Genomic DNA, 14,079 nt, shown 5'->3' with positions numbered 1-14,079 from the left:
GCGACTTGGCCAAAGAAAGACCGAGAGTAAAGTTGCAAACACTCATTCATGCTATGAGGAAGAGGGACTTCTAGTTCTCATGGACAGGTTTGGTGAGGGACAGGGAGGCGATGGGAAAGAGAATCTAGTACTTACATTTATTTGCAGTAAGTGCAAAATAATATTCAGTTGGAGGTAAAACATGAAAAAACGGATTATTATGATACTTTTAATTGTTAGCTGTCTACCTTTAGTATTATCTTCATTTTATTACTACAATCTAATCTACAATCAAACGATACAAGAATATAATGAGAAAAATATGGAAATATTATCTGCGGTGCGCAATGATGTTAGCCATTATCTTGATATGCACTTTGTGGTGTTAAAAGTACTTGCTCAGAATCCTAGCATTATTAGTTTGGATCCTAATGGAAAATCATATTTGGTAGATGCTAGGAAACTCTATCCAAAGTTGGAGTTAGTTGTAGATGATAAAGTGGGGAACCAACGTTTTCGTGATGATAACCAAAAACTTGGGAATGCGGCTCATCGACAGTTTTTCCAAGATTCAATAAATGGTAAAGAAGTGGTATCTGATGTTATCATTAGTATGTCAGATGGAAAACCAATAGTGGTATTAGCCGTGCCACTTAAAAATCAAGAAACTATTACAGGTGTCATCCAAGGAGCCCTGCCGCTATCTGTCTTAGATGACTTTTTGCGGGAAAGGGCGGGGCGGCAGTACTTTAACGATCTCCATGATAAGCTTAGCGGATTTTGTTATGCACAATCCAGTAATGCAAGGAATTAACGATGAAAAGACGATTTTATTGACACAAAATGGGTAGGTTTACAAGTTCTCGGATCGCGTATAGTGCTCCTGCCAGATGGAAAAAACTCGCTGTTTGATCCGATACGCAGAACCGTATCATTTGTAATAGCGAAAAAAAGGAATGTTAGAACAGAAATGCTGCCATCAAGTTTGTCGTTCTCAGTGTCTCGTCCTAGTTGCTTTGGGCATTGTGCTTACACTAGCTCTGGCGACAAGCTTTTTGCATCTATAACTTGTGGTTGGACGTTGATAAGACAGTTAGCTGGTCTATGAATTTTTTATGCCAACAGCTTGAGGAATATCATGCGTCAACCGAGATAGATGGGCTGCAATTAAAATTTGGTCTTTACAATTTAACAAGCAACTCGTATAATTATAATGAAGTTGTTTGTTAAATTATTGTATATAGCGGATGGATAAATTAAATATGTGGATAAATGGCATAATAATGAAAAACATAAAATGTAAGTTTTCCATTTAGCAATTCCTAGAACTCTTTAAGAGGAGGTAGATCATGGGCGTAAAAATTGAAGTTAAGAATTTAGTTAAAATTTTTAGTTCTCAGCCTCAAAAGGCCTTGGATTTATTGGATAAAGGCTTGAGTAAAGAAGAAATTTTAGCAAAAACAGGTTTAACTATCGGTGTAAATAATGTTAGTTTTACGGTGAATGAGGGTGAGGTTTTCGTTGTTATGGGGCTGTCCGGTAGTGGGAAGTCGACTGTTCTTCGTTGCCTCAATCGGTTAATCGAACCCAGTTCGGGCTCAGTCATCATCGATGGTGTAGATATTATCAAGTTAGATTTTAAAGAACTAAGAAAAGTTAGACAAACAAAATTGGCCATGGTTTTCCAACAGTTTGCTCTTTTACCTCATCGGACGGTGCTGCAAAATACTGTTTTTGGCTTAGAGGTCCATGGGGTAAGTAAAGCAGAACGGGAAAAACGGGCATTGGAACGTTTGGCGATGGTCGGACTTGCTGGTTATGAGAATTCCTATCCCGAAGAATTAAGTGGTGGTATGAAACAGCGAGTGGGCTTGGCCCGCGCTTTGACTAATGATCCTGATATTCTCCTTATGGATGAAGCATTTAGTGCCTTGGATCCTCTGATTCGGGAAGAAATGCAGGATGAGTTATTAAATCTTCAGGAGAAGATGAACAAAACAATTGTATTTATTACTCATGACTTAAGTGAAGCCTTAAAAATAGGAGATCGTATCGCTTTTATAAGGGATGGTTCCCTGGTTCAAGTGGGTACACCAGAAGAGATTATTAGAGACCCTGCTGATGACTATGTAGCTAAATTTTCCCGAGGTGTTGACCGCAGCAAAATTCTAATTCTGAAAGACGTGATGAAGAGGCCGCATCCCATTGTACAGTTGCGTGATGGTCCTCATGTTGCCCTACAGGTTATGAAAGAGCACGGTATTTCCAGTGTATTCGTCGTGGATCGGGCTAAACATTTACAAGGGCTCATCACTGCCGATCTAGCATTGGAAGCACGTAAAGCTGGTATTGTTAGTCTTCAGGAAGTCAAGTTACTAGAAGTTCCGGTCTACAATGCAAATGTCCTCGTTCAAGATATATTTTCGGTTATTGCAGAAAGTAAGATTCCCTTAGCGGTGGTCGATGAAGAGCAACGCCTCATTGGAATCATCATACGGGGCTCAGTACTTGCTGCGTTAGCCAACACAGGAGGTGACTTAAAAGATGTATCGTCTACCATTGGGACAGTGGGTTAACCAGGGTGTAGAGTGGCTTTTGAAGAATTTTGGTAATGCTTTTGATGCCTTCACCAAATCTGTAACCAATATTACAGATTCAATACGCAACGGCGCGGGATTAATTCCGTGGTTTGTGATCATTATAATTTTTGCCCTATTGGCTTGGCGTGCGAAGGGGTGGCGCCTCGCGTTAGGAACTACAGCTGGATTAGCTGTTATCTATAACTTAGAATTATGGCTACCTTTTCTTGATACTCTGATTCTAATGTTGATTGCTTCCGTTGTCTCCCTGATCATAGGTATTCCTTTAGGAATATTTGCCGCAAGGAGTGATCGCTTTCATAAAATTCTCTCTCCTTTACTGGATTTTATGCAGACAATGCCATCGTTTGTCTATCTCATTCCGGCATTGATGTTTTTTAATCTAGGTACAGTATCGGCGGTGTTCGCCACAGTAATATTTTCCATGCCCCCTGTCATTCGGTTGACAGATCTTGGTATACGTCAGGTCCCCATTGACCTGGTCGAAGTCGGAGAAGCCTTTGGCTCAAGCTCTTATCAGATGCTTTGGAAAATTCAATTACCTTTAGCAATGCCTACAATAATGGCAGGAATCAATCAAACCATGATGCTTTCCCTTTCCATGGTTGTTATTTCAGCGATGATTGGGGCTCAAGGACTGGGTGCTGGCGTGCTTGCAGGGATTTCACAGATGGATATTGGTAAAGGCTTTGAGTATGGCTTAGCTGTTGTTATTCTTGCAATGATCCTCGACAGTCTAAGTCAAGGGGTAGCACGCAATTCACGGGGAACTAAATAAGCATAAAAATTAGGAGGATGATTAAGTGAAGTTACTTAAAAATCAATGGAAACGGAACCTAATATTAGTTATAGTGGCTATGTTAATGATGGGATTGGCGGCAGGGTGTGGAACGACACCATCTAAATCTAGCGAGAAGAAGACGGTCAACATTGGATATGTCAATTGGGTGGAGGATGTGGCTGTAAGTAATGTCTGGAAGGTTCTTCTCGAAGAAAAAGGTTATGTAGTTAATCTTAAGAGTCTCGAAGTGGCCCCCCTTTTTGTTGGGTTAAATAAAGGGAATCTAGACGTTTTTATGGATTGTTGGCTTCCGAATACTCATAAAGCCTATTGGGATAAATATAAAGATAATCTAGATGACTATGGGATATGGTATACTAGCGAAGCGAAAATGGGTCTCGTCGTTCCGAAATATGTTAATATTAATTCTGTTGAAGACTTAAAGGCTAATAAGCAACTATTTGATGGTAAAATTACCGGTATCGATCCTGGTGCTGGTATAATGAAAATGACGGCTGAATTGGTCAAAAACTATGACTTAGACTACGAAGTCATCCAGAGCTCAGAAGCCGCCATGTTGACGGCCCTTGATAAAGCCTACCGCGACAAACAGGCGATTGTTGTTACTGCTTGGAGTCCTCATTGGATGTTCGCCAAGTATGATCTTAAGTACTTAGAGGATCCGAAGAAGAGTTATGGAGAAGCCGAAGGTATTCATACCCTGGCAAACAAGGAATTTACCAAGAAAAATCCGGAAATTGCCAAAATGTTGAAAAGCTTCAAGCTTGATGATCAGCAAATCGGTAGCCTAGAAAGTCTAATTAACGGTGGTATGACTCCTGAAGATGCTGCAAAGGAATGGATCAAAGATAATAGAGCGCTAGTTGATGGGTGGATGAAGTAACCCCAAAAACCTTACCCTTGAGCAAAGTGATATGCAACCTAAAGTGAAGAATAGTTATAGAAGGGATATGACAAAGACCTATCGGCATCTCATCTGCCGATAGGTCTATTCTTGTGCACTTGGATACTGAATGCTAAAGAAACTAAAACAGGGCAATAATATAACAGGCAAGACTACTTGAACAAGTACTACAACAGGCAGCTGTAGCAAATGAATAGGAGGTCATTAGTATGCTTATTGAAGTTGGTTCCAAAGTATCTCTCTATTTTAATACCTGTCATAACGGAACGATAACGAATATAGATGGGGCTAAGGTTTTTGTAAGGTTCGATGATAAACCAGATCAGGAAGAAGCATATTCTATGAATGAATTTCTGAAGATGTTGAAGGTAACTGCAGAATAGAACTAAAGGTACTCTGTAAAGGGTGCTTATTTTTTTGTCTTGATTGGAAGGGACTGGTGAATTGCTGCTTTAAAAAGAACCTATTAAGCTTTCGTTTCACGGTGTTAAAGTGATAGCAATCTTAAATAGGGGAATCTGTCTACGATTAATGTGAATCATATGAGTCAAATGATAGTTCACATAACGCACGTGGTTATACCGCAATAAAATTTATGGGATAGAGATCAAACCAGCGATAGAAGTATTACCTTCTTTAAGTAAATAGGCCTTGAGGTTTTGTAAGGCGTTAATTGTCTGCGTAAAATTTAAACGTAGCCAAAAACGAAAGAATGTATGTGATTGTCCTCCAAAGATAGGAATCCTATTTAAAGTATATAATGTAGAATTTATCCTATCTCGTCCAAAGTTTACGGTAAAAGCTGCCCGATAGCCAGCTTCCTTTGCCAATCCGATTACTCGTTGATCATATTCTCCACCTGGATAAGCTAAATAGTCCACCTTTTTACCTAACCGCCATTCTATCGCTTCCTTTGATTTGACTAATTGATTATGAATTTCCTCATCAGAAGCCTTTGAAAGTGAAATATGACTTAGAGTATGTGCTTCAAAACTTACCCCATTATCACTCATTTCTCTTATTTGATTCCATGTTAAATATTTTCCGTAATTGTTCACAAAATCGGTGATTACAAATATTGTCGCGGTAAAATGATACTTTTGCAAGATTGGATAGGCTACCTGATAATTATCTTTATAGCCATCATCCAAAGTGATTAAAATAGGTTTAGGTGGAAGTTTCTTTCCAGATTGCAAATAATCCGCTAGTTGGTCAGGTGAGATTCCGGTATAACCCTCCTGGTATAAATAATTAATTTGCGCTTCAAATTCGGTAGAGCTAAGTGTTAATGTATTATGGTCCTTATTGTTGATTTGATGATAGTTTAAAACTGGTATGCCTTGGAAATAATGAAAGGCGATATAGCTTAGTCCTAATAATATAAAAATTAAAATGATAATTCCATATCGGATTGCTTTCTTCGTAACTATCTGCAAAAAAAATGCAACTCCTTTATATAAGTAATGTAGAATATGATTTTATTATATACTGGAATTCCAAGAGGTGAGCTATTTTAGCGTCAATTTATTATTTTTTATGTTCTTTCAATAGCATTGGTCCTGGATAAAAACTACGCATATTCCCATATTGATCTTTATGATAGAATGAATATAAAGTAGAATGATTAGGAGGATATTTTGTACTTTTTGATAGAATGAACAGGTGAGGTGAGATGAAAGACATGACCAGATTGCAAAAAATTCAGACAGTAACGCAGCAAATCGCCGAAGCCATATCCAGCGCGCTGAGTATGGATGTGACAATTGCTGATGAAACTTTGGTGCGCATAGCCGGAACCGGATGTCATCAACAGACTATCGGTCAATCTTTGAGTAGTAATTCTATCTACAGCCGGGTGTTGCGTCGCGGCGATGAATATTTGATTAAGGATATAAGTACAAGTAATGCTTGCGAAAATTGCGGAAGAAAGTCCATTTGTACAGAACTAGCCCAATTATGCTGTCCCATTCGTTTAGGTCAGGATACCATCGGCGTAATTGGCCTGGTAGCGTTTTCGCAAGAGCAGCAGCAAGAACTTGTTCATAAGGGACCAAACTTATTGGCCTTTATGCGAAAGATGGCTGAATTGGTAGCAGCCAAAGTACTTGAAGTTGAGGCTATGCAACGGACGATAGCGCTAAAAAAGCAGCTACAAATAGTACTTAATTTTGTTACAGAAGGAATCATTGCCATTGACCAGCAAGCCAGAATCAGCAATTTGAATTTTGCAGCGGAAAAATTGTTAAAAGTCAAAACTAGCGATGTTCTCGGTTTTCACATTAACGAAATATTTCCTGGAACACCGTTAGAAGAATCTCTTAGAGACGGTAGTCAATTTGTCGACAAGGAAGTGAAGTTATGGCAACACGGCCATCAGCACCATTATTTTATCAGTGCTAAGCCAATAGTAGATAGTGATGTCATTCAAGGGGTTGTTGCTAGTTTCAGAACGGTAGGCGGACAGATAGGCCGATCCCATCGAGTAGCTCCAGTAAGTTTTTCCGACCTAATAGGAAAAAATCCTCTTTTCCTGCAGATTTTAGAAGAAGCAAAGCAAGCAGCTGCAGGGTCAGCTACCATTTTGATTGGTGGGGAAAGCGGTACGGGTAAAGAGGTGTTAGCTAAAGCCATTCATTTTGCCAGCGCACGTAGGGAAGGTCCTTTTGTCGCAATAAATTGTGCAGCTATTCCGGAATCCTTGATGGAAAGTGAATTGTTTGGTTATGAAGAAGGGGCTTTTACGGGTGCTAAACGGGGGGGCAAGTCAGGGAAATTCCAGATGGCCCATGGTGGAACATTATTTTTGGATGAAATTGGCGATATGCCACTGTCACTGCAAGTGAAAGTGCTACGGGTTATCCAAGATCGTATTGTGGAGCCTGTTGGTGGCATTCAGGGTAATCCAATTGATGTTAGGATACTGGCAGCATCCAATCGGGATTTGGCTGAGCGGATTAAAGAAGGATTATTTAGAGAAGATTTATATTATCGTTTGAATGTAATCAACCTCGTATTACCACCATTGCGCCACCGGGTCGAAGATATTTTACTACTAGCGAGAAATTTCCTGCAACGATTGGCTGCATCTTACGATAAGAATCTCAAGGATTTTGAATCAGAAGCATTGTACTGTCTGCAGAACCATGATTGGATAGGTAATGTGCGCGAGTTAGAAAATGCAGTAGAATGTGCAGTAGTAAAAGCAAAAGAGCCTTTGGTTAGCGTACGGGACTTACCAGATCGCTTAGTCGGCCATATGAAAAATATGCCTGAACGTCAGCGCCTAGTTAGTTTACTGGCCGAGTTTGGTTCAGATGTGGAAGGCAAAAAAAAAGCGGCTGCTGCGTTGGAAATCAGTTTAGCAACGTTATACCGCAAAATGAAGAAGTATGCTTTACAATAATTGAGAAATTTCGCAATTATTTGTCAGTATTTCTCGTTTAATAGTGAGAAAAATTAGAAAAATCCCCCGATTTTCGGGGGATTTTTTTTGGCATGCTTTTTGCAATAATAATTAGATAGCGGCATCTATTGATATAATTTAGTAGATGGACTACATAATATTAGGAGGCAGTATAAATGGGAGCATTAACTAATGTAGCAGAAACTGCAACAGATTTCTCTTGTAAAAGTCCAGCAGCGCGAGCCGGTATGACTGTAGAAGAATGGAAAGAAGCCATTCGGTTTGATGCGACAGACTGGGGGTAGAAATCGAAGCTATCGTCTACAAAGCAGGTTAACTAAGAAGGCAGCATCATTTATTTGGATAGGGATTGGCATTCTTGCACTGGTGACTAATCTATTTTATGAAAATGAGAGGAAGATTAATATGAAGGAACTATCGTCTGTAACAGTCAATCCCCTGTGGTTGGAGTTTATCAAAGCGGTAAAAAAAGAGGTCGTACCTGCCTTAGGGTGCACAGAGCCCATTTCATTAGCGTTGGCAGCAGCCATTGCCGCACAGAGACTGGCAAAACCGGTGGAAAGAATCGAAGCTAAGGTCTCAGCAAATTTGATGAAAAATGGCATGGGAGTTACTGTGCCGGGAACTGGCACCACAGGACTCTTAATTGCTGCTGCCGTCGGTGCTCTTGGTGGCGATCCTGAAGGCAAACTGGAGGTTCTAAAAAAACTAACGCCTGAACAGATTGTGGCTGGTAAACGTATGATTGCAGAAGATCGTGTTCAACTTTCCATTGCACATGTACCTAATATTCTCTATTCAGAAGCACGGGTTATCCACGACGAGGACTGGGTACGGGTTTGCATTGCTGATGCCCATACCAACGTGGTGCTTATTGAGGAAAATGGTAAGATCGTATTTCAAAATGAGCCACAAAATACGATAGCAGTTGACATGGATAAATACTCTTTAATTGGTGTTCGAGCTAGTGATGTATATAATTTTGCAATAGAAGCACCGTTGGAAATGATTAGCTTTATCCGTGAAGCCGCCATCCTGAATGATTCACTGTCGGAAGTAGGTATGGATGGACAATACGGCCTGCATATTGGTGCAACCATGAATCGCCAGATTTATCAAGGCTTGTTATCTGACAGTCTGTTCACTCAGATATTAATGCGTACTGCCGCTGCCTCAGATGCTCGGATGGGGGGGGCAACCCTGCCAGCAATGACTAATTCCGGTTCTGGTAATCAAGGCATAGCTGCAACAATGCCTATCATAGTAGTCGCCCAGCATGTAAAAGCCGATGAAGAAACGCTGATACGAGCACTAATGTTATCCCATATGATGGCGATTTATATTCACGACAAACTTCCTAAATTATCAGCACTGTGTGCTGCAACTACAGCATCTATGGGAGCTGCCGCTGGAATGTCTTGGTTACTGAAAGGTGATTTTGAAACCGTCAGTATGGCTATTTCAAATATGATCGGTGATGTAGCTGGAATCATTTGTGATGGCGCTTCCAATAGCTGTGCCATGAAAGTATCTACGTCAGCTACAGCTGCTTATAAGGCTGTACTAATGGCACTCGAAGGAATAAGGGTTACAGAATATGAAGGAATTGTTGCCAATGATGTAGATCAATCCATTGCAAACTTAGGTGAATTAGCCTGCCAAGGCATGAGTCAAACGGATGATCAGATTTTACAAATCATGTTGAAAAAGAAATAGTAACTTGAGCGTTGGTGAAGCGCTATCCAATAAGTAAGTGAACCGCCAAAAGAAAAAGACAGTCTAAGATTCAAACTGTCAAATTTAATAATATCAGGTTGTAATTAAATAACAGGCTAGCGTCAACTGGCCTATTCAAGCGAAACGCCCTGTGTCGACAGGGCGTTTTTGGTTTATCTAGTATATGATTCTTGTAGGTGATTTATACATGAAAATGCTGTGGTGGAAAGAAGTTTATATCAAAGTAAATTTTTGCATGTTATGAGAATTTAAGTATGCTAAAATTTCAGAAAAAGGACATATGACCTTTTAAAAGATTATTAGAACAATTAGAATGAATGGTAGGTCAAGTTTTAAATAGAAAAAATATCCTATATAAGAAGAAAACTATTTTTCATAATTCTGCGAGTGTAAAGATTGCTATACAGATATAATTTGAAAGATGTGAGGTTAATCATGCAGTTTGATGATTTTTTATTTAGTGAGCCTCAATTGAAGGAATTGCTAGTAGGAATGCCAGAAAAGATAAGGGCAAAAGTTTTTTTGAAAAAAATACCTGCCGGGGAAACTTTGTTAAAAAAGGGGGAAAAGGTAGAATATGCCTATATTCTTATTGGCGGTGAATTGAAGGTCATTAATGAATTTGAAAATGGGCGGATTTATATCTTTGAGCGAATAAGACCTATTAGTTTTGTTAGTGAACTGGAGATTTTAGCCGGTGAAATGGAATACGTTAGTACGGTTGAAACTGTTAATAATTGCAAGGTGCTGATGATTACTGCTAAAGACTTTGCTAAATGGATTGCGTGCGATCATGCAGTTTTGTTGAAAATATCCCAAATTCTTGCTAAGAAAATGTATTCTACGGCAAGTAAAACGGGAACCGCTAATTTCTTGTCAGGAATACGCAAAATCCAGGCTTATATTATCAAATATTATCAAGAAAACCAAGGGAATATCGATGTATTGCTCATTGATAAAAAACGACAACAGATTGCGGATGAAATAGGGGTAAGTGTAAAAACGATTAATAGATGTGTTGATAAACTGAACAGTGCCGGATTGGTTTTTGTGAGAAGCGGAAAAATTTATATTAGTAAAGGTCAGTATGCTAATTTGCTTCTTGAAATCCAGAATTTTAAATAGTTAGCAGTAATTTTACATTTTACAAAACTAAAAATAAAAGTATTGGTACTAGTTCTGGCGTGAAGTCAATGCAGGGTGAAACGGTATCAAGTGAATATTAAAAAGTGCTTGTTATAAAAAATAATAAGCAATATAAGAAAAAATGATTTATAGGAGGTTAGCTAGCATGAAAGAAAAATTAGTTCAAGCGGCGAGAGAAGCGCGAGAGTATGCTTATGTACCATTTTCACATTTTAAGGTAGGCGCGGCGGTAGTTGGTGATAGTCAGAAGATATATCGTGGCTGTAATGTTGAGAATGCATCTTTTGGATTGACCAATTGTGCAGAACGTACAGCGATTTTTAAAGCAATTTCCGAAGGCGAGCATAAAATTGAAGCGTTAGCCGTGATTGCCGATACAGAAGATCCAGTTTCGCCTTGTGGTGCTTGTCGGCAAGTATTGTCTGAGTTTTGTACAAGGGATACCAAAATTTATTTGGCTAATTTACATGGTGATATAGAAGTATGGACGATGGAACAACTATTACCCGGTTCATTTAAGTCAAGTGACATGGATAAAAAGTAATAACTTAGGGGGATATCATGAATTATTTATTAGCAATAGTAGGTTTACTCGTGGTGTTTTTGCTTGCGTATGCTGCAAGTAGTAGTAAAAAACAAATTCGCTATCAGTCTATTTTTATCATGTTAGTTTTACAATTTTTATTGGCTTTTGTGTTAATTAATACCGAGATTGGAGAATTCTTTATCGGTGGTTTTGCCGCTATTTTTTCAATTTTAATTTCTTTTGCTATGGAAGGTATTGGTTTTGTTTTCGGTGGACTTGCGAAAGGTGAGCAAGTAGCATTTTTCTTTAGTGTTTTAATGCCGATTGTTTTTATTTCTGCGTTAATTGGCATTTTACAATATACTAAAATTTTACCTTTTGTCATAAAATATATTGGGATTGTTTTAAGTAAAGTTAATGGCATGGGAAAATTGGAATCCTATAATGCAGTGGCATCGGCAATTTTAGGACAATCTGAAGTATTTATTTCGGTCAAAAAGCAGATTGGATTATTGCCTGAGCATCGCTTATATACGTTGTGTGCTTCAGCAATGTCTACTGTGTCTATGTCGATTGTTGGAGCATACATGAAAATGATTGAACCTAAGTGTGTTGTGGTTGCATTGGTGCTCAATCTATTCGGGGGCTTTATTATTGCATCCATTATCAATCCCTATGAAGTAACAGCGCAGGAGGATAGTTTGGAAGTGGAGGTAGAAACGAAGCAATCCTTTTTTGAGATGCTGGGTGAATATATTATGGATGGCTTTCGAGTGGCAGTTATTGTAGGAGCCATGTTGATTGGGTTCGTAGCGTTAATTGGCATGGTAAACGGGATTTTTGCATCAGTTTTCGGAATTACCTTTCAGCAAATGTTAGGATTTGTTTTTGCTCCTCTTGCGTTTGTAATGGGGATACCGATGCAGGAAACAGTGGGTGCAGGTAGTATTATGGCAACGAAATTGGTAGCTAATGAATTTGTTGCGATGTTGGATCTGGGAAAAAGTACAGAGCTTTCAGCGCGAACTGTCAGTATCGTTTCTGTTTTTCTCGTATCGTTTGCCAATTTTTCCTCGGTAGGCATTATAGCTGGGGCGGTAAAAGCCTTACAAGAAAAGCAAGGGGACATCGTTGCTCGCTTTGGCTTAAAGCTTATTTATGGAGCAAGTCTGGTTAGTCTTCTATCAGCTACTGTCTCTGGCTTCTTTTTCTAGTATAATAGAATAAAAAGACGGTTGAAGATAACGAGATATGAAATCTATGACGTTTAAACGTGTGCATGAGTTACGCTAATTCGAGGGGAGAGAATTTCTGATGAGAATGGTAGATTTGATTGAAAAAAAACGGGATGGAAAAGAGCTAACAACAGCTGAAATTTACTTTATTATTGAAGGTTATACAAAAGGTACGATTCCTGATTATCAAGTGAGTGCTTTGGCAATGGCAATCTTTTTTCAAGATATGACCGAGAGAGAACGTGCTGATTTAACAATGGCAATGGTTGAGTCTGGTGATACGATTGATTTGTCAGCGATTGAAGGAATCAAGGTTGACAAGCATTCTACTGGCGGTGTAGGTGATACGACTACTTTGGTGCTTGCACCGCTCGTGGCGGCTGTCGGCGTTCCTGTGGCTAAGATGTCGGGACGGGGACTTGGTCATACGGGTGGTACGATTGATAAATTAGAATCGATTGCTGGTTTTCATGTGGAGATTGAGAAAGAGGAATTTATCAACTTGGTAAATCGTCATAAAATTGCCGTTATCGGACAGAGTGGTAATTTAACGCCAGCCGATAAAAAGCTGTATGCTTTGCGTGATGTGACGGCTACCGTCAATTCCATTCCTTTGATTGCTAGTTCGATTATGAGTAAAAAGATCGCAGCAGGCGCAGATGCTATTGTTTTGGATGTCAAAACTGGCGCTGGTGCTTTTATGAAAACTGAGGAAGATGCGAAAGAGTTAGCACAGGCCATGGTACGAATTGGCAATAATGTTGGTCGGAAAACGATGGCAGTGATTTCAGATATGAGTCAACCGTTAGGTTTTGCGATTGGTAATGCGCTAGAGGTCAAAGAAGCAATTGATACCTTACAGGGAAAAGGTCCGAAAGATTTAGAAGAACTCTGCCTAGTATTAGGTAGTCAAATGTCCTATTTGGCAGGAAAATCCGCTTCTTTAGCAGAGGCAAAAGCAATGCTGCAAGACGTGATGAAAAATGGGAAAGCTTTGGCAAAGTTCAAAGAGTTTATCATAAACCAAGGTGGCAATCCAGAGGTGGTTGATCATCCAGAAAAATTACCACAAGCAGCTTATCGCATTGAAGTTCCCGCGAAAAAAGATGGAGTAGTAGCCAGAATCGTAGCCGATGCTATCGGAACAGCGGCTATGCTACTTGGAGCAGGACGAGCAACGAAAGAATCGGAAATTGATTTGGCGGTTGGTCTTGTCCTGCATAAAAAAGTTGGCGACAAAGTCAGCAAAGACGAGTCATTGGTAACGATTCATGCGAATCAAGAAGTGGTAACTGAGGTCATAGAAAAAATCTATCAAAACATATATATTGAAGACAAAGCTGATGTGCCGCAGTTAATTCATGATATTATAACGGCATAAATTATTTTTTAGCTAACATTTTGAAAGAGAAATAAAGAAACCGTCACCTGACTTTTTTACACTATAGCTTTATGACATTGGTCTGCTGTCCCCGCGATTACTTATAATGTTATTAATGACAGGTAGGGACGTTCCTTTTTGGGTAACTAAAAGTTGCCAAAAGAGAAACGTCCCTAGTGTCACTCTCAATGCTTAAATAGCCTTTGATTTAAGTTGTTTACATTCAAAATGAGCTATATCCACTTTCACATAAAACAGGGGGACAGGCACATTGTTTCTCGAAAACACGGAGCCTGTCCCTGTAAGATATATTACAGAAGGGTTATCCATTATGGGCTAGAAAAA

13 protein-coding genes are annotated in these 14,079 nt (G+C 39.3%); 12 read left to right on the top strand and 1 reads right to left on the bottom strand.

What is annotated here, in order from left to right; genetic code table 11:
• Positions 1-181: 181 nt before the first annotated feature.
• From LMF89_RS23565 to LMF89_RS23545, 5 genes are all read left to right on the top strand, one after another.
• On the top strand, positions 182-793 hold the full coding sequence (locus LMF89_RS23565; RefSeq protein ID WP_229537249.1) for a PDC sensor domain-containing protein: 612 nt from the start codon (positions 182-184) through the stop codon (positions 791-793).
• A gap of 535 nt (positions 794-1,328) precedes the next feature.
• Entirely contained in the window at positions 1,329-2,555 is a 1,227-nt protein-coding gene (locus LMF89_RS23560; protein ID WP_229537247.1) for a quaternary amine ABC transporter ATP-binding protein, read from the top strand.
• Positions 2,524-3,357, top strand: a complete 834-nt coding sequence (locus LMF89_RS23555; protein ID WP_229537246.1) for an ABC transporter permease — start codon at positions 2,524-2,526, stop codon at positions 3,355-3,357. The genes LMF89_RS23560 and LMF89_RS23555 overlap by 32 nt, the downstream gene beginning before the upstream one ends.
• Positions 3,358-3,382: 25 nt before the next feature.
• Complete coding sequence (locus LMF89_RS23550; protein ID WP_229537245.1) at positions 3,383-4,264, top strand: glycine betaine ABC transporter substrate-binding protein; 882 nt, start codon at positions 3,383-3,385, stop codon at positions 4,262-4,264.
• Positions 4,265-4,494: 230 nt separating this feature from the next.
• Positions 4,495-4,668 carry a hypothetical protein gene (locus LMF89_RS23545; RefSeq protein WP_229537244.1) on the top strand — a complete coding sequence of 58 codons (174 nt, stop codon included), beginning with the start codon at positions 4,495-4,497 and terminating at the stop codon, positions 4,666-4,668.
• 210 nt (positions 4,669-4,878) lie between these two features.
• Here the strand turns inward: LMF89_RS23545 and LMF89_RS23540 are convergent, their stop codons facing one another.
• On the bottom strand, positions 4,879-5,721 hold the full coding sequence (locus LMF89_RS23540; protein ID WP_229537243.1) for a polysaccharide deacetylase family protein: 843 nt from the start codon (positions 5,719-5,721) through the stop codon (positions 4,879-4,881).
• Positions 5,722-5,957: 236 nt separating this feature from the next.
• On the opposite strand from LMF89_RS23540, the gene LMF89_RS23535 reads away from it, so the two are divergent.
• The 7 genes from LMF89_RS23535 to LMF89_RS23510 all read left to right on the top strand — a co-directional run bounded on the left by LMF89_RS23535 (position 5,958) and on the right by LMF89_RS23510 (position 13,734).
• Complete coding sequence (locus LMF89_RS23535) at positions 5,958-7,688, top strand: sigma-54 interaction domain-containing protein (protein ID WP_229537242.1); 1,731 nt, start codon at positions 5,958-5,960, stop codon at positions 7,686-7,688.
• A 176-nt stretch (positions 7,689-7,864) separates the two neighbouring features.
• A complete protein-coding gene (locus LMF89_RS26000) occupies positions 7,865-7,993 on the top strand; it encodes a hypothetical protein (protein WP_255711610.1) in 129 nt (42 codons plus the stop codon).
• A 121-nt stretch (positions 7,994-8,114) separates the two neighbouring features.
• On the top strand, positions 8,115-9,425 hold the full coding sequence (locus LMF89_RS23530; RefSeq protein ID WP_229537240.1) for an L-cysteine desulfidase family protein: 1,311 nt from the start codon (positions 8,115-8,117) through the stop codon (positions 9,423-9,425).
• Between the two features lie 456 nt (positions 9,426-9,881).
• Positions 9,882-10,571: a Crp/Fnr family transcriptional regulator gene (locus LMF89_RS23525; RefSeq protein ID WP_229537239.1), complete on the top strand. Its 690-nt coding sequence runs from the start codon at positions 9,882-9,884 to the stop codon at positions 10,569-10,571.
• Between the two features lie 166 nt (positions 10,572-10,737).
• Positions 10,738-11,136: a cytidine deaminase gene (locus tag LMF89_RS23520; protein ID WP_007954229.1), complete on the top strand. Its 399-nt coding sequence runs from the start codon at positions 10,738-10,740 to the stop codon at positions 11,134-11,136.
• A 17-nt stretch (positions 11,137-11,153) separates the two neighbouring features.
• Positions 11,154-12,332, top strand: coding sequence for a NupC/NupG family nucleoside CNT transporter (locus LMF89_RS23515; protein WP_007954232.1), 1,179 nt, complete (start codon positions 11,154-11,156; stop codon positions 12,330-12,332).
• Positions 12,333-12,432: 100 nt separating this feature from the next.
• The gene (locus LMF89_RS23510; RefSeq protein ID WP_229537237.1) at positions 12,433-13,734 is read left to right on the top strand and encodes a pyrimidine-nucleoside phosphorylase; all 1,302 of its coding nucleotides are present in this window, start codon (positions 12,433-12,435) and stop codon (positions 13,732-13,734) included.
• Positions 13,735-14,079 lie beyond the last annotated feature (345 nt).

It is taken from the genome of Pelosinus baikalensis, assembly GCF_020819555.1.
Lineage (GTDB): Bacteria > Bacillota > Negativicutes > DSM-13327 > DSM-13327 > Pelosinus > Pelosinus baikalensis.
This window is presented reverse-complemented; position numbering and strand designations above follow the sequence as displayed.

Bases quoted from the DNA above. Each gene is read 5' to 3' on its own strand.
- LMF89_RS23530 (WP_229537240.1), top strand. From the start codon at position 8,115: ATGAAGGAACTATCGTCTGTAACAGTCAATCCCCTGTGGTTGGAGTTT.
- LMF89_RS23560 (WP_229537247.1), top strand. From the start codon at position 1,329: ATGGGCGTAAAAATTGAAGTTAAGAATTTAGTTAAAATTTTTAGTTCT.
- LMF89_RS26000 (WP_255711610.1), top strand. From the start codon at position 7,865: ATGGGAGCATTAACTAATGTAGCAGAAACTGCAACAGATTTCTCTTGT.
- LMF89_RS23515 (WP_007954232.1), top strand. From the start codon at position 11,154: ATGAATTATTTATTAGCAATAGTAGGTTTACTCGTGGTGTTTTTGCTT.
- LMF89_RS23555 (WP_229537246.1), top strand. From the start codon at position 2,524: ATGTATCGTCTACCATTGGGACAGTGGGTTAACCAGGGTGTAGAGTGG.
- LMF89_RS23510 (WP_229537237.1), top strand. From the start codon at position 12,433: ATGAGAATGGTAGATTTGATTGAAAAAAAACGGGATGGAAAAGAGCTA.
- LMF89_RS23565 (WP_229537249.1), top strand. From the start codon at position 182: ATGAAAAAACGGATTATTATGATACTTTTAATTGTTAGCTGTCTACCT.
- LMF89_RS23545 (WP_229537244.1), top strand. From the start codon at position 4,495: ATGCTTATTGAAGTTGGTTCCAAAGTATCTCTCTATTTTAATACCTGT.
- LMF89_RS23535 (WP_229537242.1), top strand. From the start codon at position 5,958: ATGAAAGACATGACCAGATTGCAAAAAATTCAGACAGTAACGCAGCAA.
- LMF89_RS23520 (WP_007954229.1), top strand. From the start codon at position 10,738: ATGAAAGAAAAATTAGTTCAAGCGGCGAGAGAAGCGCGAGAGTATGCT.
- LMF89_RS23525 (WP_229537239.1), top strand. From the start codon at position 9,882: ATGCAGTTTGATGATTTTTTATTTAGTGAGCCTCAATTGAAGGAATTG.